Genomic DNA, 19,706 nt, shown 5'->3' with positions numbered 1-19,706 from the left:
GTCAACAGGCCAATTCTCAGGTGCCCCGGATGCGACCAAACTGCGCCTTTCGATTTCGTGATGGCCCTGCCATTGTGCAGCGCGGAAAATCTTTCTAGACAGGCGGCGCATCAAGGCGCGGCGTGTCTGAAAGGACGGATGGCGTGCTTTGGGTTCCTTGTCTTGTCCCGAAACCGCTGCGCACTTTTGGGCGACACGCATTAGGAGTGCCGATGCTTCGCGGACTTTACGACTGGACCTTGTCGCTGGCGGCCAGGAAATCCGCCGAATGGTGGCTGGCCTTCATCGCTTTCGTCGAAAGCTCGGTGTTTCTGGTGCCGGCCGACGTGCTGTTCTTGCCGATGGCGCTGTCGCGGCCGGATCGCGCCTATCGTTACGCGCTGATCGCCACCGTCGCCTCGGTGCTGGGAGGCATCGCCGGCTGGTTCATCGGCCACTACGCCTATGACGCGGTGGCGAGGCCCATCCTCGAATTCTATGGCAAATATGACGAATTCGAACAGTTGCGCACCTCGTCAGGCGTCGGCTTCATCATCCTGATGCTGGTCACTTCGGGCGCTGCCCATTTGCCGCCGATCAAGGTGGTGACCATCCTGTCCGGCGTCATCGGCGTCAATCTGGCGCTGTTCATCGTGCTGGCGATCGTGGCACGCGGCGCCCGCTTCCTGCTGCTGGCCTGGCTGTTGCGCCGTTACGGCGAGCCGATCCGCGAGTTCATCGAAAAGCGCCTTGGCCTGATCGCGGGTGCCGCGGCGGCTGCCCTGATTTTGCTCTATATCCTGGTCAAATACGCCCTCTAGTCCATGTCGCCCAAAAAGTGCCCGGCGGCTTTGGGACACATGGATTGAAACGAGACTGAGCGGGCGGCGAACGCAACGGACGAAAGACCCATGACAGCGACCATGAATGCCGACACCGGACGCCAGCGGACGCGGACCGCCTTGTTTCTCGCAGTCGCCATGGCCGCCACGGTCGGCTCGGCGCTGGGCTTCCAATATTTCGGCGGATACATCCCATGCCATCTCTGCCTCGAGCAGCGCACACCCTACTATGTCGGCGTGCCGTTGATGGTGCTGGCGGTGCTTGCATCAACGCTGCAAGCGCCCGCATGGGTGACGCGCGGCCTGCTGGCCATCGGCGGCCTGCTGATGCTCTACGGCCTCTATCTCGGCGTCTACCATTCCGGCGTCGAATGGGCGTGGTGGGCAGGCCCGACCGATTGCACCGCGGGCGCAGGGCCGGTCGATACCGGCGGCAAGGGCGTGCTCGACGCGCTCGACAAATTCGTGCCGCCCTCCTGCGACAAGGCGGCGCTACGCATCCTCGGCCTGTCGCTGGCCGGCTGGAACGCCATCGCCAGCCTTGTCCTCGCCGCCGTCGCCTTCCGCGGCGCCCTCACCCGCGACTAACTCACCAGAACTGAGCCGATCCGAGATCGTTCAAGAATTCGGCAGGCTGAGTCGTATGGAGTGATTGTCGAGAACCGAAGCGGAGCGGACATTTGGTCTGTGAGCATCGGAAGCGCAGACAATCGCTCCAGACGGCCAGCCTCCCGAATTCTCGGACGATCTCAGGGTTCGAGTTCGACATCCCAGTACAGATAATCCATCCAGCTCTCATGCAGATGGTTGGGCGGGAACAGGCGGCCGTTGTTGTGCAGGTCGTGCACCGTCGGCTGGTAGGGCTTCTGCAGCGGCCACATCTTGGCGTGCGCCGGCATCATGCCGCCCTTCCTGAGATTGCATGGCGAACAGGCGGCGACGACATTCTCCCACGTCGTCGCGCCGCCACGATGGCGGGGGATGACGTGATCGAAGGTCAGATCCTCCGGCGTGCCGCAATATTGGCACTGGAAGCGGTCGCGCAGGAAGACATTGAAGCGGGTGAAGGCCGGATGCCTGGACGGCTTCACATAGGCCTTCAGGCTGACGACGCTCGGCAGCTTCATCGAGAAGGTCGGCGAGGATACGGCGTGCTCGTATTCGGCGACGATATTCACCCGGTCGAGGAACACCGCTTTGATGGCGTCCTGCCACGACCAGAGCGACAAGGGGTAATAGCTGAGCGGACGGTAATCCGCATTCAGCACCAGCGCTGGAAGCCCATCCGGAGATACGGCAACCGTCACGTGTTGACCTCCTTCGTTCTAGGACCGAACGGCGCGGATACTGTAAGCCCGACATGACAGGGATGTGAAGCGGATTGTCGCGTCGCTGAAGCGCCAAAAATGTATGATTTTTATGCCTTTTCGCGGATTCAGGCCGGGGGCGCGGCATCCCGCCCCTTTGTTTCGCGGTAGTAGGACCAGAAAAGCCGCGATGCGACACCTCGCCACGGGCTCCATGATTCGGCCAATGCGATCAGCGTTTTCTCCGGCGGACGCGGATCGATGCCGAGCGCGTGGCCGACCGCGCTCTGCAAGGCGACGTCGCGCGCGGGGAAGATATCGGGGTGGCCGGCGGCGAACAAAAGATACACTTCCGCCGTCCAGGGACCGATGCCGGGCACCGCCGTCATCGTCGTGATCGCCTCCTGGGCGTCGAGCGAACAGAGGTGGTGAAGGTCGAGGCCGCCGACCACGGCCTGGGCAACGGCGACCAGACCACGCTGCTTCGGCCGCGACAGGCCGGCCTCGCGAAACATGTCCTCGCCGGCGGCAAGGATCGCCTGCGGCGTCAACGGATCGACGAGCCTGGTCAGCCGTCCGAAGATGGCATCGGCGCTGGCGCGGGACACTTGCTGTGAGACGACGATCGAGGCGAGGCTCCTGAACCCTGGCTCGGAGAGCCGCAGCGGCACTTCGCCTGCCATGCCACGCACCTTTTCCAGCCGCGGGTCGATCACGCAAAGCGCGTCGAGCCCCCGTGCAATGTCGTCGAGCGTGGCGATGCGTTGCATGCATTCTTGTTCCTTGATCCTCTACAAGGTAGCAATTGGCGAAGCGCCGCAAAACATGATTGCCGCCGGACAGATGACACTCCTGACATTCCGCTTCGCTCCCAGCCCCAACGGCGAACTGCATCTCGGCCATGCCTATTCGGCGCTGCTCAACCAAAAATTGGCGCGCGCCGCCGGCGGCCGGCTGCTGCTGCGCATCGAGGACATCGACACGACGCGCTGCACGCCACAATTCGAGGCAGGCATGCTAGCCGATCTGAAGTGGCTGGGGCTTGTCTGGGAACAGCCGGTGCGCCGCCAGTCCGAGCATTTCGCCGAGTATGGGGCGACGCTTGACCGGTTGATCCGCGAGGACCTCGTCTACCCCGCCTTCATGAGCCGTGGCGAAATCCGTGCTTTCATCACCGAAAGCGAACAGCGCGGGCGCGACTGGCCGCGCGATCCCGACGGCGTGCCGCTCTATCCCCCGGCCGACAAGGCGCTGCCGGTCAAGGAACGCAAGCGGCGGATCGCCGAGAATACGCCCTTCGCCTGGCGGCTTGATGTCAGCACCGCCATGGCGCGTGCGGGCCACGACCTCGCATGGGCCGAATTCGTCGATGAGACGCTTTCCGCGACGCGCTCCGTCGAAGCCCGTCCGCAGGACTGGGGCGACGTGATCGTGGCGCGCCGCGATATCCCGACCAGCTACCACCTCGCGGTCGTCATGGACGATGCGTTGCAAGGCGTCAGCCATGTCGTGCGCGGACAGGATCTGTTTTCCGCCACCGGCGTGCAGCGCCTGCTTCAGGAAATCCTGGAACTGCCGCGGCCGGCCTATTTCCACCATCGTCTCATCCTCGGACCGGACGGACGAAAGCTGTCGAAGAGCCTGAAGGACACGGGCCTTGCCGCCTTGCGCGATGCCGGCGCGTCCCCGGAGGACGTCAGGCGGATGGTCGGGCTTTGATCCCTGCGCGGTTCGAACAAACCACGCGTCTAATTCGCCGCCCGTTGAATTCCGGTGATGCATGGATCAATCGTTTCGTTTTGCGCGCCGGGTTGAACCGCATTAGAGCATCGCCAGGTCAATTCTCACCAGCGCGGCGGTCTCCGGAAAATGCACAGCATCAAGCGGTTCATCCCCGCCACCTTCGTTGTCCTGTGGGCAACCGGCTTCATCGGCGCGCGCTACGCCATGCCATGGGCGGAGCCGTTCACCTTCCTCGCCGCGCGTTTCGTCATAGCTGCCATCCTGCTGGCTGTCCTGATGCCCGTGCTGGGCTCGAAGCGAGCCACGCGCAAGGAAGCGCTGCATGCCACCGGCGCCGGCATCCTCATGCATGGCGTCTATCTCGGCGCCGTCTTCTGGGCCATCCACAGGGGCATGCCGGCCGGGTTCTCGGCCCTGATCGTCGGCTTGCAGCCGCTGATCACGGCCGTTCTTGCCGGCAAGTTTCTCGGCGAGGCGATCCTGCCGCGCCACTGGCTTGGCCTGGGCATCGGCCTCGTCGGCATCGTCATCGTGCTGTGGCCAAAGCTTGGTGCGCTAGGCGGCGGCGTGACGGCGGCCACGCTCACCGCCTCGCTGGTCTCAGTGCTCGGCATGAGCGCCGGCACCATCTGGCAGAAGCGCTTCGCCTCCGGCGGCGACCTCGTCGCGGCGACCATGTGGCAGTATGTCGGCGGCGCCTCGCTGATGATACTGGCCTCGCTCGCTTTTGAAACACGCACCGTGGTCATCAACGGCGAATTGATCTTCGCCATGGCTTGGCTGGTGCTGGTGCTGTCGCTCGGCGCCATCTTCCTGTTGATGGTGATGATCCGCGACGGCGAGATGTCGAAGGTCGCCTCGCTGTTCTACCTGGTGCCGGCGGTGACGGCTATCATCGCCTGGGCCCTGTTCGACGAGCAGCTCAATGCGCTGCAGATTGTCGGCATGGCGATCACGACCTTCGGGGTTGGCCTGGCAACAGCTCGACAGACCAAGGCACAGGGTCAGCCGACTCGGGCGCGCGCCTCCAGGTAGCGGCTGATCGCGGCATTGAGCTCGCCGCCGAGGATGAAGATCGCCGAGATCATATAGAGGAAAACCACCGCGATCATGATCGAGGCAAGGCCGGCATAGGTCGTCACATAGGACGAGAAATGATCGAGGTAGGAAGCGAAGACGGTCGAGCCGACAAGCCATGCCGCCAAGGTGAAGATGATGCCGGGTACGATCGACACGAAGCGGCGCTTGCCCGCCGGGAGCCAGAAATGCACGGCAAACAGCCCGCCGACAATGACCACCGAGGCGATGACGTAACGCCATAGCGTGATCGTGCCCATATAGGGCTTGATACCTTCGATATGGGCTTCGGCGAGCCGCGCCAGCAGCGGCGCGAACACCAGAAGCACGCTGATGGCCAGGAACCCGGCCGTCGCGATCAGCACGAAGACGATGCTCTGCACCCGGCGGTAGATAATGCCACGTGTTTCCGAGACGCGATAGGCGCGGTTGAGCGAGGTGCGCAGCGCCTCGATGCCATTCGAGGCAAAGTAGGCGGCCAGCAGCACGCCATAGGTCAAAAGGTCGGTACGCCTGACGGTCAGCACATTGAGCACTTCACGCGCGATCGGCTTGGCGATCTGTTCGGGCCAGGTGTCGAAGACCAGGTGCACCGCCGTGTCGGAGAACGCCTGCGCGCCAAGGAAGCTGGCGAGCGTCGTGGCAAAGATCAGGAACGGGAATAGCGCCATCAACGAGGTGATCGCCAGATGGCTGGCCATCGCCCAGCCGTCATCGGTGTTGAAATGGCCGAGCGCGTCATAGAGAACGCGCTTGAGGGCTACGATCTTCCGCATTGAGAACCGCGTCCCTCCAATTGTCTCCACGCCGGGAATATGGGAAGGGATTGCGGCAAATGGCAACCCTTGGCGAAACCACGAACAGTCAGGCGCGAGAATTGCGCTCGATCATCGTCACCGGCGCATCCTCGGGAATAGGCGCCCACTGCGCGCGTGCGTTGAAGACTGAAGGCTGGCGGGTGTTCGCGACGGCGCAAGCCTGAGGATATCGCCGCGCTGGAGGCTGACGGCATCGAGGCTTTCTACCTCGACTATAGCGAAGCCGCATCCATTGAGGCGCTGGTTGCATCGGTTCTGGAACGCACGGGCGGCAAGCTCGATGCCCTGTTCAACAACGGCGCCTACGCTCAGCCCGGCGCCGTCGAGGACTTGGCCGTTGCGGCGCTCAAGCAGCAATTCGAGGCGAATTTCTTCGGCTGGCATGACCTGACCCGCCGTCTGGTGCCGGTGATGCGCCGTCAGGGTCATGGCCGCATCGTCCATTGTTCGTCGATCCTCGGCCTGACGCCGGTGCGCTTTCGCGGCGCCTATTCGGCGTCGAAACACGCGCTGGAGGCCTTGATGCTTTGCCAGCGCCAGGAACTGGCCGGCAGCGGCGTCCATGTCTCGCTGATCGAGCCGGGGCCGGTGACATCGAAGATCGCCAGCAACGGCCTGGTGTGGTTCTTGAAGAACATCGACCACGAGAATTCCGTGCATCGTGCGGACTACCAGGCGCAGCTGGAACGGCTGAGGGCCGGCGGCAGCCGATCACGGCTGAAGCCCGGGCCGGAAGTGGTTCACAAGGCCCTGCGCCATGCACTTCTGTCGCGGCGCCCGCGTCCGCACTATGTGGTAACAGTGCCGGCCAGAATCGGCGTCGTGCTCAAGCGCATCCTGCCGGCATCGATGCTCTACCGCCTGCTCGCCAAACGCGCCTGACGCAAGGGAACTGGGAACGCAACAATGGCCACCACCTTCAACATCCTCGCCATTCTGGTCATGGTCGCCGTGGTGATCGTGCTCATTCGCGGTCTCATCAATATGATGCGTGGCGGTTCCGGCGTCACCTCGAACAAGCTGATGCAGGCGCGCGTTCTCCTGCAGGCCATGGCGCTGGCGCTGATTCTGCTGGCGGTGTATTTCACCCGCAAGTGAGGAAACCGGCCGTCCAGGAGGCGACGTGGTCAAGCTCAACAAGATCTACACCCGCACCGGCGACGATGGCACCACGGGTCTCGGAACCGGCGAACGGCGGCTGAAATCCGATCTGCGGGTTGACGCCTATGGCACGGTCGACGAGGCCAATGCTTGTATCGGCATGGCCCGCGTCCACACCGCGCAGACCTATCAGGCGATCGACGCCATGCTTTCCCGCATCCAGAACGATCTCTTCGATCTCGGCGCCGATCTCGCCGTGCCCGACGACGGCAAGCCGCTCGGCTATGAACCGCTACGCATCATCGCCGCGCAGACCGACCGGATCGAAAAGGATATCGACCTGCTCAACAAGGACCTTCAGCCGCTCAGATCCTTCGTGCTGAACGGCGGCTCGCCGGCGGCCGCCGCCTTGCATCTGGCCCGCACCGTGGCGCGGCGGGCCGAACGGCTGATCGTGGCCCTGGCCCAGGACCCGCGCGAGCACGTCAACCGCGACGCGCTGAAATACATCAACCGTGTCTCGGATTTCCTGTTTGTCGCCGCCCGTGCGGTCAATGACAACGGAAATGCCGACGTGCTATGGGTTCCCGGCAAGAACCGCTGAACTGTCCGAAAGCGGAAGGGGCCGGGGATCGATGTTCATCCCGCTTTACGACACCAACAGGCTGCGGCATATCAGGCTGCAATATGTGACGATCGGCCTGATCGTGGTCAACGCCGTGGTCTATCTCATCACATCGCTCGGCGGCGAGACGTTCACCAATGCGGCGGTGCTCGGCCTCGGCTTCATCCCGTCGGTCGTTCATGACACCGCCGAACTCGACCCCCGCTTTGTCGTCATCCCCGAGAGCCTGAGCTATCTCACCTATTCCTTCCTGCATGCCGACATCTTCCACCTGGGCGGCAATATGCTGTTCCTGTGGGTGTTCGGCGACAATGTCGAGGACGCGCTCGGCCATTTCCGCTACCTCATCTTCTATGTCTTGTGCGCCATCGCCGGAGCTGCCTTCCAGGGGCTCGTCGGATGGGACTCGCAGGTGCCGCTGATCGGTGCGTCGGGTGCCATTGCCGGCGTGGTCGTCGCCTATCTGATCCTCTATCCGCGCGTGAAGGTATGGGTGCTGGCCTTTGCCCGCATCCCGCTACGCATTCCAGCCTTCATCCCGCTCGTCCTGTGGGTGCTTTTCCAGGTGGTGATGTTCGTCGCCGGGGGCGAGGACCAGATTTCCTGGGCCTGCCATATCGGCGGCATCATCGCCGGAGCCGTGCTGGTGCTTGTCCTGCGCAGCCGCGGCGTGCCGCTGTTTGCGCCCGCTGACGAGGATGGCGCCGTTGCCCGTCCCGAGCAGTCTCCGGTTTCCGCCCCGGTGACGCCCGAGCCGCCCGCCGCGATGCCGCGCTGGGGGCGAGGAAACACTTCCAGTCCCGACTGAACCGATTTGACCGGCTTGCGGCGTATTGACGTGCAGGGTTGCCGCAACTACGGAAACGTCTCCGTCTGAGCCCAAGGCGGTCAAAGACCAGAATTTCCATCCGGAATGTCGGCTTTCGACAACTCAGAAGGGGCGCAGGCTGTTATAGCGCGCCCAACTATCGTGAAGAGGTGACAGGCAAATGAAGATCCTTGTGCCCGTGAAGCGGGTTGTGGATGCAAATGTGAAGGTTCGCGTGAAGGCTGACGGTTCGGCGGTGGAACTCGCCAACGTCAAGATGGCGATGAACCCGTTCGACGAGATCGCGGTCGAGGAAGCGATCCGGCTGAAGGAAGCCGGCAAGGCTGAAGAGATCATCGTCGTTTCGATCGGCCCGCAGCAGGCGCAGGAAACCCTGCGCACCGCGCTCGCCATGGGCGCGGATCGCGCCATCCTGGTCAAGACCGACGAGCAGACCGAGCCGCTCGGCGTCGCCAAGGTGCTGAAGGGTGTGGTCGACGCCGAACAGCCTGGCCTCGTCATCCTCGGCAAGCAGGCGATCGACGACGATTCCAACCAGACCGGCCAGATGCTGGCCGCACTGCTCGGCTGGGCGCAAGGCACCTTCGCTTCCAAGGTGGTGATCGACGGCGACAAGGTCAAGGTGACGCGCGAAGTCGACGGCGGCCTGCAGACAGTGGAGTTGAAGATGCCGGCGATCGTCACCGCCGACCTTCGCCTCAACCAGCCGCGCTATGCCTCGCTGCCCAACATCATGAAGGCCAAGAAGAAGCAGCTCGACGAAAAGACCCCGGCCGACTACGGCGCCGACGTCAAGCCGCGGCTGAAGGTCATCAAGACCGAGGAGCCAAGCGGCCGCAAGGCGGGCGTCAAGGTCAAGAGCGTCGCCGAACTGGTCGACAAGCTCAAGAACGAAGCCGGCGTTTTGTAAGCGATCGGGAAAGGAACAAGAAAATGGCTATTCTTCTGATTGCGGAACACGACAACGCCACCCTTTCCGAGCAGACCGCCAAGGCGCTTTCTGCGGCCCTGCAGATCGGTTCGGACGTGCATGTGCTGGTTGCCGGCAAGGGCGCCAAGCCGGCAGCGGATGCCGCCGCCAAGCTCAAGGGCGTAAGCAAGGTGCTGCTCGCCGACGCCGACGAACTCACCGAGCGTCTCGCCGAACCAATGGCCGCGCTCGTTGTGTCGCTGGCCGGCGCCTATGACACCATCATCGCGCCGGCGACCTCGTCGGGCAAGAATGTCGCGCCGCGCGTGGCCGCGCTCCTCGATGTCGCGCAGGTGTCCGAGATCATCGAAGTGGTGTCGCCCGACACCTTCAAGCGGCCGATCTATGCCGGCAACGCCATCCAGACGGTGCAGTCGAGCGACGCCAAGAAGGTCATCACTGTCCGCACGGCCTCCTTCCAGGCGGCCCCCGAGGGTGGCTCGGCAGCGGTCGAGACCATCAAGGCGGCGGCCAATCCCGGCCTCTCGACCTTCGTCGAGAACAGGCTCTCGGAGACTGACCGTCCGGAACTGACCTCGGCTAAGATCATCATCTCGGGCGGCCGCGCGCTCGGCTCCTCGGAGAAGTTCCAGGAGGTCATCCTGCCGGTCGCCGACAAGCTCGGGGCCGCCGTTGGTGCATCGCGTGCCGCAGTCGATGCCGGCTATGCGCCGAACGACTGGCAGGTCGGCCAGACCGGCAAGGTGGTGGCGCCCGATCTCTACATAGCCGTCGGCATCTCCGGCGCCATCCAGCACCTTGCCGGCATGAAGGATTCCAAGGTCATCGTCGCCATCAACAAGGACGAGGAGGCACCGATCTTCCAGGTTGCCGACTATGGCCTTGTCGGCGACCTCTTCGTCATCCTGCCGGAACTGCAAAAGGCGCTTTGACGCTTTCTGCCAAACCGTATTAAATTGTGAGGGGTGGGGTAGACGAAGTCGCCCCGCCCTTTTAGTTTGCACCGCACAAAAAGCAGGCTGCAAAGGCCTTTTGACGGGATCGGTGTAATGAGCAAGATCGAGACGATCGGCATCATCGGCGCGGGCCAGATGGGCGGCGGCATCGCCCATGTCTCCGCGCTTTCGGGCTACAAGGTGCTGATCTACGACATATCGCCCGACCGTATCGAGAAGGGCATCGCCACCATCAGCGGCAACATGGCCCGTCAGGTCGGGTCCGGCAAGCTTGACGAGAAGGTGCGCAACGACGCGATGGCGCGCATTTCGGCAGCACCGGCCATGGCCGACCTTGCCGGCGCCGATCTCGTGATCGAGGCGGCGACCGAAGATGAGACGGTCAAGCGCAAGATCTACGCGCAGCTCTGTCCGCTGCTCAATCCCGAAGCCATCCTGGCGACGAACACCTCGTCGATCTCGATCACGCGGCTCGCCGCGCAGACCGACCGGCCGGAGCGTTTCATCGGCATCCATTTCATGAATCCGGTGCCGCTGATGAAGCTGGTCGAGCTGGTGCGCGGCATTGCCACCGAGGACCAGACCTTCGAGGCGGCAAAGACCTATGTGAAGCAGCTCGACAAGACGATCACCGTTTCGGAGGATTTTCCGGCCTTCATCGTCAACCGCATCCTGCTGCCGATGATCAACGAGGCGATCTACACGCTCTACGAGGGCGTCGGCTCGGTCGACGCCATCGACACTGCCATGCGGCTCGGCGCCAACCATCCGATGGGGCCACTGCAGCTTGCCGATTTCATCGGCCTCGACACCTGCCTGTCGATCATGCAGGTGCTGCATGACGGCCTGTCGGATTCGAAATACCGCCCCTGCCCGCTGCTGGTCAAATATGTCGAGGCCGGCTGGCTCGGCCGCAAGACCGGGCGTGGTTTCTACGACTATCGCGGCGAACAGCCCGTTCCGACGCGCTAAAGCAATTCCAGGAAAAGTGTGAAACGGTTTTCCCGGGAAAAGCGCACAGCGCTTTCCCTTGGGAATTGCGTGAAACAAAGAGCTCTGGTCAGGTCCGCGTCAGCGAACAGGCCGCCGGCCGATTGACCCTGCTCAGGACGCGGCAGCCCGCGGCTCGGATGGCTCTGTCTTGTTGTCGACCCTATGCGGCGCCACGGAAACGCATCCACGGCCGGCCGCCTTGGCGGCATAGCAAGCTGCGTCGGCGCTCGCTATGATTTCGTCGACCTCGCCACAATTGGCGCCGATCGCAGCCAATCCGACGCTGGCGCCGATCAGGTGGGGACGGCCATCCCAGGTGAAATCCAGGCCGGCTATCGCATCGATAATGGATCGCGCCACGATCTTGGCGCGGGCAGCCGAACCCGATTTCAGGATGACCGCGAATTCGTCGCCGCCCAGACGCGCGACGATGTCTTCGGGACCAAGGACGCCGCGGATAGCCTCGGCGACCCGCTTGAGCAAGGCGTCTCCCGCCGCGTGGCCGCCGGTGTCGTTGACCAGTTTGAAGTGATCGAGGTCGATAAACATGAACTGATGTCCGCCGCCTCCGGCCGACACTGTCGTGCCGTCCTTGCGCGCCTGATCGACCAGTTCCTCCATCGTGCGGATGAAGCTCGAGCGATTGGCCAGGCCGGTCAGCGCGTCATGCGCAGCGGCGTGGGCAAGCTGTCGCTGCAGCGCGCGCGCATCGGTGAAATCCTGGAAGACGATGACCAGTCCGCAGAACTCGTTCCGCTCGTTGATGATCGGCGACACGACCTGACGGATGCTGCATCGCGTGTCGTCGCGCCGGATGAGGACGGCGCGGCTGTTCTGGTCGGAAGGGGCTTGGCCGCCGATCGCCGGTCGGGTTACGCCGATCCTGTGACCCGTCTCCTCGTCTACCGCCCAGTAGACATGGCCGAGCATCTTGCCAAGGGCCTCGCCGCCGGAAACTCCGGTCAGCTTTTCGGCGACCGGATTCATGAAGGTGACGCGGTTCGCGGCGTCGGTGCAGATAACGGCATCACCGATCGACTGGAGCGTCACTCTGAGTCGCTCCTTCTCATCGGCGAGCATTGTCGCCGACACAGCGAGGCGCTCTTCGACCTCCTTGCGCCGGGTAATGTCGGTCAGGCTGCCAATGGCCCTGATCAGCCTCCCCTCGGCGTCACGCTCGATGACCTTGCCGCGGTCGAGGATCCACATCCAGTGGCCGTCCTTGTGGCGCATCCTGAACTCGGCTTCGAAGAATGGCGTCTTGCCGTCGAGATGGGCGCGATCCGCCTCGGCGACGGTCTCGCGATCATCGGGATGGATCATCGTCAGCCAATGGTCGGGATCGCCATCGAGCTCGCCATCCGCATAACCAAGCATCCTGACCCAGGTCGAGGAATAGGTCGTGCCGCCCTTGCGCATGTCGAGGTCCCAGACGCCTTGGCCGGCGCCGGCGAGAGCGAAATTCCAGCGCGTTTCCGCTTCGGCGACACGCGCCTCGGCCTGCTTGCGTGCGTCGATGTTCTCGATCTGCGAGACCAGATAGAGCGGACGGCCGCTTTTCTCGTCGCGAATGACGGAACCGGCAAGATGGGCCCAGACGGGCGTGCCGTCCTTTCGCAGGTAACGCTTCTCGAATTGGAAGGCGTCGACGTTGCCCGCCTTCAGACCGTCCATAGTTTCCCGCCCGATCTGCAGATCGTCGGGATGGGTGATCTGGAAGAAGGTCAGCGCCTCGATATCCTGGCGGCTGTAGCCAAGCATGGCGGCGAAGGCCGGATTGGCCTCGAGAATGCTCCCGTCGAGGCCGACAACGGCGATGCCGATCGCCGAATCCTTCATGGCGCGGCGGAAGCGCTCTTCGCTCTGCGCGATCTGCCGGCGGTCCTTGGTGATCCGGCGAGCCAACAGGGCGGCGAGGAAGAGGCCACCCACCGCAACCGCTACCGATATCCGCAGGCAGAGTTTCAGCGCGTCAGCACCGGGATCCAGTCGCGACAACACCATCGAGGCAACCGCGGCACAGAGGCCGGCCACAAGCAGCGCCGACCCTGCGTGCCCAAAAAATCGTCGGCCGATCAATCCTCGCCACATCGCGATACGTGCCACCCCCGTGCGCAAGCCGATGTTGTCGCGCTGACCCTGATGGATTGGCTTTAAGGAAAGGTTGCGTAGGGCATGCCGGTGCCATCGCCAACCGACAAACATTGCCGGCATGATTAAGAATCAGTGTGCGCGCAGCGTGATCGCGACGGGCACTTACCAGCGCACGAATAGCCGCCCGCCGAGCGCGCCGAGCAGCGCGAGCACCGCGATGGCGATAGTGTACCAGGTGGCGACGAAAAGCGGCGAATCGTCAAAGCAGTGCGCGGCGTAGAAGGTCGCCGCCAGTCCGCCGGCGAGCAGGCCGGCGACCGCCCCGGCAAGCACCGGCCGTGTCGGCGCGCCGTAGCGCAGCATCCACAGGAAGATGGCAAGCGGGCCGATGCCGATCAGCGGAATGAAACCCATGCAGATCATCATGTTGGAGCCGACAAGGCGCGTTCCCCAGTCGGCTTCCGGCACAGCGAAAAGCTCCAGAACCACCGCCACAGCGACCAGCAGTGGAGCGGCCATCATCCAGGCCATCGCCCGGCCGGTGGCCGCGCCAGGCGTCGACAAGACACGGATCAGCGCGAAGGCGCTGACAGCAAGCACGATGGTGAAAAGGAACTTTGAGACAAAGCGCATCGTGTGCATCGCTGTCATGAAGTCCGGGCGCGGGCCGATCGTCAGCAGGAAAACGACTGCCGCGATGATGGCGGCCGCACCGGCGGCCAGCCACCAGGCCGAGCTCAGAGGCATCGCCCTGCCGCGGGCATCGGCGTCCAGCGCCTTGATGAGATCGTCCGTCCTCATGTCATTCCCGCCCGAACCGCCCCTGCCCAAATCGCTTGGCTATCGCGGCAAGCCCCCGATGCAGCGACACCCGCACCGCCGTTTCGCTGATGCCGAATTTCGCCGCCGTCTCGCCGATTGACCGTCCTTCCACCGATACGGCCGAAACCACGGAACGCTGTGCCGGCGACAGCCCGTCCAGGGCCCGGTTGATATCGCGCTCGCTGACGGTCTCCGTTTCCGGCTCGGCGAAAGTCTCGGCGATATCGTCGACATCGATCTCGATACGTCGTCCGCGCCGCCGGAAGGCATCGATCAGCTTGAAGCGGGCGATCGCATAGATCCACGGCAACACCGGCGCGTCCTGGCGCCAGGTATGCCGTTTCACATGAATGGCCAGCAAGGTTTCCTGCACGACATCCTCGGGATCGACCCCGCCCTGTACGATCTTGCGCCTGACAAAACCGCGGACCAGCGCGGCGATCCGGTGCAGAAAGTCTCCATAGGCCTTTTCGTCTCCCGCGATCGCGGCTCGCATCAGCCGGGAAAGCTCGGCCTCGTCCTTGCCGCTCACAAGAGTTACTCCCCCGGTTTTCGCGTCTCGGCGCTGATTTGTTACGTGGCCGGCGAAATAATGTCCAAGGCAAACTACGGGCAAATCACGAAAGTTTGCGGGTTCTTTAGCGGCGACCGCAAACCGCTTCGCCCTCCACCGGCAACAGCTTCGCGGGCACATCACGCGCCAATCCGCCGAGCTGGCATCACGCGGAATTGTCCATCTGTCACCAGCCTTTGCGCCTCAGCGACCGATTGAAGCAGATCATCAATCTTGACTATCGCTGTCAGGTATCGATAGGTGCAGCCTGCGAGACCAAGACCAACGAGACCGAGGACGACGCCATGAGATACGCTCTTTCCACCCTTGCCGGCGCGGCAGCGCTTGCAATCGGCCTGATCGCCGGCCCGGCGATGGCGGAAGACGATGGCATCATTGTCTACAACGCCCAGCACGAAAACCTGACCAAGGCGTGGGCCGAAGGCTTCACCAAGGAAACCGGCATCAAGGTCACCGTGCGCAATGGCGGCGACAGCGACTTCTCCAACCAGATCGTCGCCGAAGGCTCATCCTCGCCGGCCGACGTGTTCCTGACGGAAAACTCGCCGGCCATGGTGCTGGTCGAGAGTGCCGGCCTGTTCGCACCCGTCGACGCCGACACGCTGGCGCAGGTTCCGCAGGACTATCAGCCGGCCAGCGGCAAATGGGTCGGCATCGCGGCGCGCAGCACCGTCTTTGCCTACAACAAGACCAAGCTCAACGCCGATCAGTTGCCCAAGTCGCTGCTCGATCTCGCCGACCCAAGCTGGAAAGGCCGCTGGGCCGCCTCGCCATCTGGTGCCGATTTTCAGGCCATCGTCAGCGCGCTTCTTCAGCTCAAGGGCGAAGCCGCCACGGCGGACTGGCTGAAGGCGATGAAAACGAATTTCACCGCCTACAAGGGCAACAGCACGGTGATGAAGGCGGTCAACGCCGGCGAGATCGAAGGCGGCGTGATCTACCACTATTACTACTTCGGCGATCAGGCCAAGACGGGCGAGAACAGCAAGAATGTCGAACTGCACTACTTCAAGAACCAGGACCCGGGTGCCTTTGTCTCGATTTCCGGCGGCGGCGTGCTGGCCTCGAGCAAGCATCCGAAAGAAGCCCAGGCCTTCCTGAAATGGGTTACCGGCAAGGGTGGCCAGGACATCCTGAAAACCGGCGATTCCTTCGAATACGCGGTCGGCAAGGGTGCCGAGTCCAATCCGAAGCTGGTGCCGCTGGCCGATCTGCAGGCGCCAAAGGTCGACGCGACGACCTTGAACTCCAAGAAGGTCACCGACCTGATGACCGCAGCCGGCTTGCTTTAGTTGCCGTTCGTCCTAAAAGGACAACCGACCGCGCTCGCGCGGGGAATTCACCTTCCGCGGGAGTGCTTTGTTTTTCGAGATGGCATTCGTCCATGACGACACGCTGTGTTCCCGACCGCAATCGCGGTCCTTCAATTGCTGCCACCGGGCGGCAGCGGCGCGGCGCCTGAACTGATGCAGTCCGCGGTCGATCTCGCGCGCTCGGGCCTGCCTTCGGGCACAGGCCAAAGAACGCTGCGGCGCATGGCGCCATGGATAGTCATCGCTGCCGTCTTCGTTTCGCTGCTGTCGCTGCTGCCGCTTGCCTTCATTATCTGGATCGCGGTGCAAACCGGCTGGGAAACCGTCTCGGCGCTGGTCTTTCGGCCGCGCGTCGGCGAGCTTCTGGTCAACACCGGCCTGCTGGTGTTGCTGGCCGTGCCGATCGCTATCGTGCTGTCGGTTGCGCTGGCCTGGCTGACCGAACGCAGCGATCTGCCTGGCGCCCGGCTCTGGTCCTGGCTGTGCGTGGCGCCGCTGGCCATCCCCGCTTTCGTGCACAGCTATGCGTGGATCACCATGGTGCCCCGGCTGCACGGTCTTTGGGCTGGCGTGCTTGTTTCCGTCATCGCCTATTTCCCGTTCCTCTATCTGACGGTGTCGGCGGCACTGCGCCGTCTCGACCCTGCCCTGGAGGACGCCGCGGCGGCGCTCGGCCTTGGACCCTGGCGTGTCTTCCTGCGCGTCGTGCTGCCGCAACTGCGTCTCGCCATATGCGGCGGCTCGCTGCTGGTTGGACTGCATCTGCTGGCCGAGTATGGCCTCTATGTCTTCATCCGCTTCGATACCTTCACCACCGCGATCGTCGACCAGTTCCAGTCGACCTTCAACGGACCGGCAGCCAATATGCTGGCCGGCGTGCTGGTGAGCTGCTGCTTCGTGCTGCTCGGCATCGAAGTGCTCGTGCGCGGCGAAGAGCGCTATGCCCGCGTCGGCTCCGGCGCCGCGCGCTATCAGCAGCGCGCGCGTCTCGGTCGCGCCACCATCCCCAGCCTGTTGCTGCTTCTCGCCACCACACTGCTGGCGCTTGGCGTGCCGTTCGTCACCATCGGCCGCTGGCTTGTCGCCGGCGGCATGGAAGTCTGGCGCTTCGACGAGATTGGCCTGGCACTAGGCCAGACGCTGTTCCTGGCTCTCGCCGGCGCGTTGCTGGCCACCGTTGCCGCCATGCCGATGGCCTGGATTTCGATACGCGCGCCGGGACCGCTGCAGCGCCTGCTGGAGAGCTGCAACTACATTGTCGGCTCGCTGCCCGGGGTCGTCATTGCGCTGGCGCTGGTCACCATCACCGTGCGCATCGCGCTGCCGCTCTACCAGACCCTGTTCACCATCCTGGTTGCCTATGCGCTGATGTTCCTGCCGCGAGCCCTTGTCAGCCTGCGGGCTTCGATCGCCCAGGCACCGGTCGAGCTCGAACGCGCCGCCTCAAGTCTCGGCCGGCCGCCGCTCAATGCGCTGTGGTCGACGACAATCCGCCTATCGGCGCCGGGTGCCGCGGCCGGCATGGCGCTGGTGGCGCTCGGCATCATGAACGAGCTGACCGCGACCCAGATGCTGGCGCCGAACGGCACCCGCACGCTGGCGATGGCGTTCTGGTCCTATAGCGGCGAGATTGATTATGCCTCGGCGGCGCCTTACGCCTTCATCATGGTGGCGATGTCGCTGCCCCTGACCTGGCTGCTCTATGTCCAGTCGAAACGGATGGCCGGACGATGAGCTTTCTCGAAATCAGTGGCCTGCACAAGCATTACGGCCCGGTCGCGGCACTTGCCGGTGTCGATCTGAGTGTCGCCAGCGGCAGCCGCACGGCGATCGTCGGCCCGTCCGGCTGCGGCAAGACGACCTTGCTGCGGCTGATCGCTGGTTTCGAGGCGCCTGACCAGGGCCGCATCGCGCTGGACGGCGAAGTGCTGGCCAATGGCGGCAATGCCGTGCCGGCGCACCGCCGCGGCATCGGCGTGGTGGCGCAGGACGGCGCCCTGTTCCCGCATCTGACCATCGGCGACAACATCGGTTTCGGCATCAGCCGCGGCGACGACAAGCGCTCCGAGCGCATCGTCGAACTCGCCTACATCGTCGGACTGGACAAGGCGATCCTCAAACGCCGCCCGCACGAGCTCTCCGGTGGCCAGCAGCAGCGTGTGGCGCTGGCACGTGCCATGGCGATGAAGCCTCGGCTGATGCTTCTCGACGAGCCGTTCTCGGCGCTGGACACCGGCCTGCGCGCCTCGATGCGCAAGGCGGTGGCCGAGCTTCTGGAAGCGGCCGGCATCACCACCATCCTGGTGACGCACGACCAGGCCGAGGCGCTGTCCTTCGCCAGCCAGGTGGCGGTAATGCGCGACGGCAAGTTCTCGCAGGTCGACACGCCGCGCGAGCTCTATCTCAGACCCAGGGACAGGATGATCGCCGAGTTCCTCGGCGACGCCATCATCCTGCCGGCAAAGATATCGGGCGGTTTCGCCAACTCGCCGCTCGGCCGCATCCCGGTTGACACCGCCGACAATCGCGACGTGGCCCGCATCATGCTGCGGCCGGAGCAGATCGCCTTGAAAAGAACGTCGCGTGAGGGCATGTCGGGCACGCCCGATATGCTGTTCGGCGAAGTGACCGAATCGGAATTCGGCGGCTCGATGTGCATGATCGCGGTGCGGCTCCTGAACAATGCCGACCCGCCCGATGCGGCCGCGATCGGCAACACGCCGCTGATCCTGCGCAAGCCGGGCATGGATGCCCCTGCGGTCGGCGAGATTGTCCGGCTGACCGTGTTGGGAAAAGCGCACGTGTTCGCCTGAGCGCCCCGCGCGTTAACACATTTGTGGATTCAGGCTCGGTCGGCTGCCATGTCCGCGGTGATGCGTTCACCGGTTTCGGCGGAATAGGTCGGCCACTGCTCGAGAAAATCGCAGCCATGCACCACCACGCGTCCGCCTGCGCTGTCGATGAGGATGACCGCGTAGGATGGCGGTGCCTGCTCGACGATCTCGCTCGATCTGTCGAGGGCAAGCGCGAACCTCGCATGCAGGCCGCGCTGTGCCGAGAACGGGATGCCGGCGACCGTGCCGGCGATGTCGCGATGGACGTGACCGAAGAAGATGTGGCGGACGTTTCCATGCCGCCGAAGCCGGCCGAGCAACTGCTCAGCATCCTCGAGACCCAGCGGATCGAGCTGCGGCAGGCCGAGCGCGACCGGTGGATGGTGCATGAAGACGTAGGCGGGCCTGCCGGCTGCTTCCTCGAGCCGGGCATCGAGCCAGGCAAGCCGACTTTGGCACAATTCGCCTTCGATGCGTCCTTCCGTCAGGCAGTCGAGAAACACCAGCACTTCGTTGCCGGTGTCATGGACAGACTGCACAAAGCCATTCTCGGCGACCGGATTTTCCGGGAACGCCGCGACAAGATTGGCCCGCCGGTCATGGTTGCCCGGCAGTAGCCTGTAAGGTACCGACAGTGTGCTCAGAGCAGCGCGAAGATCGGCATAGCTCTCCGGCGCTCCGGTCTCGGTCAGGTCGCCGGTGAAGACGCAAAGCGCGGCATCGGCGTGATGCGCATTGATGTGCGCGATGCATGACGCCAGCCTTTGATGCAGATCCGCCCCATAGCGGCGCTCGCCGCGCTGGCCGAGATGCACATCGGTGACCTGGATGATTTTCATGATGCTTTCCTGGACTTGCCGGGGGCCAG

Annotated in this window: 20 protein-coding genes and 1 pseudogene; 14 read left to right on the top strand and 7 right to left on the bottom strand. The window is 63.8% G+C overall.

Annotated elements, in window-relative coordinates:
* Positions 1 to 212 precede the first annotated feature (212 nt).
* Both AC56QQ_RS06810 and AC56QQ_RS06805 read left to right on the top strand, forming a co-directional pair.
* Positions 213 to 800 (top strand): YqaA family protein, encoded by a 588-nt coding sequence (locus AC56QQ_RS06810; protein ID WP_497126010.1) that lies wholly within the window; start codon positions 213 to 215, stop codon positions 798 to 800.
* A 90-nt stretch (positions 801 to 890) separates the two neighbouring features.
* The gene (locus AC56QQ_RS06805) at positions 891 to 1,409 is read left to right on the top strand and encodes a disulfide bond formation protein B (protein ID WP_497126009.1); all 519 of its coding nucleotides are present in this window, start codon (positions 891 to 893) and stop codon (positions 1,407 to 1,409) included.
* 161 nt (positions 1,410 to 1,570) lie between these two features.
* Here the strand turns inward: AC56QQ_RS06805 and AC56QQ_RS06800 are convergent, their stop codons facing one another.
* Complete coding sequence (locus AC56QQ_RS06800; protein ID WP_008874122.1) at positions 1,571 to 2,128, bottom strand: HNH endonuclease; 558 nt, start codon at positions 2,126 to 2,128, stop codon at positions 1,571 to 1,573.
* Positions 2,129 to 2,256: 128 nt separating this feature from the next.
* Complete coding sequence (locus tag AC56QQ_RS06795) at positions 2,257 to 2,898, bottom strand: DNA-3-methyladenine glycosylase family protein (protein WP_489863418.1); 642 nt, start codon at positions 2,896 to 2,898, stop codon at positions 2,257 to 2,259.
* Positions 2,899 to 2,971: 73 nt separating this feature from the next.
* On the opposite strand from AC56QQ_RS06795, the gene gluQRS reads away from it, so the two are divergent.
* On the top strand, positions 2,972 to 3,847 hold the full coding sequence (gene gluQRS, locus AC56QQ_RS06790; protein WP_497128899.1) for a tRNA glutamyl-Q(34) synthetase GluQRS: 876 nt from the start codon (positions 2,972 to 2,974) through the stop codon (positions 3,845 to 3,847).
* Between the two features lie 150 nt (positions 3,848 to 3,997).
* Positions 3,998 to 4,906, top strand: a complete 909-nt coding sequence (locus tag AC56QQ_RS06785) for a DMT family transporter (RefSeq protein WP_489863419.1) — start codon at positions 3,998 to 4,000, stop codon at positions 4,904 to 4,906.
* Here the strand turns inward: AC56QQ_RS06785 and AC56QQ_RS06780 are convergent.
* Complete coding sequence (locus AC56QQ_RS06780; protein ID WP_489857984.1) at positions 4,876 to 5,724, bottom strand: YihY/virulence factor BrkB family protein; 849 nt, start codon at positions 5,722 to 5,724, stop codon at positions 4,876 to 4,878. The two genes, AC56QQ_RS06785 and AC56QQ_RS06780, sit on opposite strands and share 31 nt — an antisense overlap.
* 59 nt (positions 5,725 to 5,783) lie before the next feature.
* Here AC56QQ_RS06780 and AC56QQ_RS06775 point away from each other — a divergent pair.
* The 7 genes and pseudogenes from AC56QQ_RS06775 (at position 5,784) to AC56QQ_RS06745 (ending at position 11,180) form a co-directional block, all read left to right on the top strand.
* Positions 5,784 to 6,648: pseudogene (locus AC56QQ_RS06775) on the top strand (SDR family oxidoreductase).
* A 24-nt stretch (positions 6,649 to 6,672) separates the two neighbouring features.
* A complete protein-coding gene (locus AC56QQ_RS06770; RefSeq protein WP_256751747.1) occupies positions 6,673 to 6,864 on the top strand; it encodes a twin transmembrane helix small protein in 192 nt (63 codons plus the stop codon).
* Between the two features lie 25 nt (positions 6,865 to 6,889).
* Positions 6,890 to 7,471: a cob(I)yrinic acid a,c-diamide adenosyltransferase gene (locus tag AC56QQ_RS06765; RefSeq protein WP_489857986.1), complete on the top strand. Its 582-nt coding sequence runs from the start codon at positions 6,890 to 6,892 to the stop codon at positions 7,469 to 7,471.
* A gap of 31 nt (positions 7,472 to 7,502) precedes the next feature.
* Positions 7,503 to 8,300 carry a rhomboid family intramembrane serine protease gene (locus AC56QQ_RS06760; protein WP_497126008.1) on the top strand — a complete coding sequence of 266 codons (798 nt, stop codon included), beginning with the start codon at positions 7,503 to 7,505 and terminating at the stop codon, positions 8,298 to 8,300.
* 181 nt (positions 8,301 to 8,481) lie between these two features.
* The gene (locus tag AC56QQ_RS06755) at positions 8,482 to 9,231 is read left to right on the top strand and encodes an electron transfer flavoprotein subunit beta/FixA family protein (RefSeq protein WP_497126007.1); all 750 of its coding nucleotides are present in this window, start codon (positions 8,482 to 8,484) and stop codon (positions 9,229 to 9,231) included.
* A gap of 23 nt (positions 9,232 to 9,254) precedes the next feature.
* Complete coding sequence (locus AC56QQ_RS06750) at positions 9,255 to 10,184, top strand: electron transfer flavoprotein subunit alpha/FixB family protein (protein ID WP_497126006.1); 930 nt, start codon at positions 9,255 to 9,257, stop codon at positions 10,182 to 10,184.
* Between the two features lie 117 nt (positions 10,185 to 10,301).
* Positions 10,302 to 11,180 (top strand): 3-hydroxybutyryl-CoA dehydrogenase, encoded by an 879-nt coding sequence (locus tag AC56QQ_RS06745; RefSeq protein ID WP_489857989.1) that lies wholly within the window; start codon positions 10,302 to 10,304, stop codon positions 11,178 to 11,180.
* Between the two features lie 132 nt (positions 11,181 to 11,312).
* On the opposite strand, the gene AC56QQ_RS06740 is transcribed toward AC56QQ_RS06745, so the two are convergent.
* From AC56QQ_RS06740 to AC56QQ_RS06730, 3 genes are all read right to left on the bottom strand, one after another.
* Positions 11,313 to 13,292 (bottom strand): PAS domain S-box protein, encoded by a 1,980-nt coding sequence (locus tag AC56QQ_RS06740; RefSeq protein WP_497128897.1) that lies wholly within the window; start codon positions 13,290 to 13,292, stop codon positions 11,313 to 11,315.
* Positions 13,293 to 13,457: 165 nt separating this feature from the next.
* Positions 13,458 to 14,096 (bottom strand): NrsF family protein, encoded by a 639-nt coding sequence (locus AC56QQ_RS06735; RefSeq protein WP_497126005.1) that lies wholly within the window; start codon positions 14,094 to 14,096, stop codon positions 13,458 to 13,460.
* A gap of 1 nt (position 14,097) precedes the next feature.
* Positions 14,098 to 14,649, bottom strand: a complete 552-nt coding sequence (locus tag AC56QQ_RS06730; RefSeq protein ID WP_497126004.1) for a sigma-70 family RNA polymerase sigma factor — start codon at positions 14,647 to 14,649, stop codon at positions 14,098 to 14,100.
* Positions 14,650 to 14,975: 326 nt separating this feature from the next.
* Here AC56QQ_RS06730 and AC56QQ_RS06725 point away from each other — a divergent pair, with 326 nt between their 5' ends.
* The 3 genes from AC56QQ_RS06725 (at position 14,976) to AC56QQ_RS06715 (ending at position 18,817) form a co-directional block, all read left to right on the top strand.
* Complete coding sequence (locus AC56QQ_RS06725) at positions 14,976 to 15,983, top strand: iron ABC transporter substrate-binding protein (RefSeq protein WP_497126003.1); 1,008 nt, start codon at positions 14,976 to 14,978, stop codon at positions 15,981 to 15,983.
* 174 nt (positions 15,984 to 16,157) lie between these two features.
* Positions 16,158 to 17,738, top strand: coding sequence for an ABC transporter permease (locus AC56QQ_RS06720; RefSeq protein ID WP_497128895.1), 1,581 nt, complete (start codon positions 16,158 to 16,160; stop codon positions 17,736 to 17,738).
* Positions 17,735 to 18,817, top strand: coding sequence for an ABC transporter ATP-binding protein (locus AC56QQ_RS06715; RefSeq protein ID WP_497126002.1), 1,083 nt, complete (start codon positions 17,735 to 17,737; stop codon positions 18,815 to 18,817). Before AC56QQ_RS06720 ends, AC56QQ_RS06715 begins: the two co-directional genes overlap by 4 nt.
* Positions 18,818 to 18,846: 29 nt before the next feature.
* Here the strand turns inward: AC56QQ_RS06715 and AC56QQ_RS06710 are convergent, their stop codons facing one another.
* Positions 18,847 to 19,677 carry a phosphodiesterase gene (locus AC56QQ_RS06710; protein WP_497126001.1) on the bottom strand — a complete coding sequence of 277 codons (831 nt, stop codon included), beginning with the start codon at positions 19,675 to 19,677 and terminating at the stop codon, positions 18,847 to 18,849.
* Positions 19,678 to 19,706 lie beyond the last annotated feature (29 nt).

It is taken from the genome of Mesorhizobium sp. RCAM 05099 (assembly GCF_059683685.1).
This window is presented reverse-complemented; position numbering and strand designations above follow the sequence as displayed.

Bases quoted from the DNA above. Each gene is read 5' to 3' on its own strand.
- AC56QQ_RS06810 (WP_497126010.1), top strand. From the start codon at position 213: ATGCTTCGCGGACTTTACGACTGGACCTTGTCGCTGGCGGCCAGGAAA.
- AC56QQ_RS06805 (WP_497126009.1), top strand. From the start codon at position 891: ATGACAGCGACCATGAATGCCGACACCGGACGCCAGCGGACGCGGACC.
- AC56QQ_RS06795 (WP_489863418.1), bottom strand. From the start codon at position 2,898: ATGCAACGCATCGCCACGCTCGACGACATTGCACGGGGGCTCGACGCG.
- gluQRS (WP_497128899.1), top strand. From the start codon at position 2,972: ATGACACTCCTGACATTCCGCTTCGCTCCCAGCCCCAACGGCGAACTG.
- AC56QQ_RS06785 (WP_489863419.1), top strand. From the start codon at position 3,998: ATGCACAGCATCAAGCGGTTCATCCCCGCCACCTTCGTTGTCCTGTGG.
- AC56QQ_RS06780 (WP_489857984.1), bottom strand. From the start codon at position 5,724: ATGCGGAAGATCGTAGCCCTCAAGCGCGTTCTCTATGACGCGCTCGGC.
- AC56QQ_RS06770 (WP_256751747.1), top strand. From the start codon at position 6,673: ATGGCCACCACCTTCAACATCCTCGCCATTCTGGTCATGGTCGCCGTG.
- AC56QQ_RS06760 (WP_497126008.1), top strand. From the start codon at position 7,503: ATGTTCATCCCGCTTTACGACACCAACAGGCTGCGGCATATCAGGCTG.
- AC56QQ_RS06755 (WP_497126007.1), top strand. From the start codon at position 8,482: ATGAAGATCCTTGTGCCCGTGAAGCGGGTTGTGGATGCAAATGTGAAG.
- AC56QQ_RS06750 (WP_497126006.1), top strand. From the start codon at position 9,255: ATGGCTATTCTTCTGATTGCGGAACACGACAACGCCACCCTTTCCGAG.
- AC56QQ_RS06745 (WP_489857989.1), top strand. From the start codon at position 10,302: ATGAGCAAGATCGAGACGATCGGCATCATCGGCGCGGGCCAGATGGGC.
- AC56QQ_RS06740 (WP_497128897.1), bottom strand. From the start codon at position 13,292: ATGTGGCGAGGATTGATCGGCCGACGATTTTTTGGGCACGCAGGGTCG.
- AC56QQ_RS06735 (WP_497126005.1), bottom strand. From the start codon at position 14,096: ATGAGGACGGACGATCTCATCAAGGCGCTGGACGCCGATGCCCGCGGC.
- AC56QQ_RS06725 (WP_497126003.1), top strand. From the start codon at position 14,976: ATGAGATACGCTCTTTCCACCCTTGCCGGCGCGGCAGCGCTTGCAATC.
- AC56QQ_RS06720 (WP_497128895.1), top strand. From the start codon at position 16,158: ATGCAGTCCGCGGTCGATCTCGCGCGCTCGGGCCTGCCTTCGGGCACA.
- AC56QQ_RS06715 (WP_497126002.1), top strand. From the start codon at position 17,735: ATGAGCTTTCTCGAAATCAGTGGCCTGCACAAGCATTACGGCCCGGTC.
- AC56QQ_RS06710 (WP_497126001.1), bottom strand. From the start codon at position 19,677: ATGAAAATCATCCAGGTCACCGATGTGCATCTCGGCCAGCGCGGCGAG.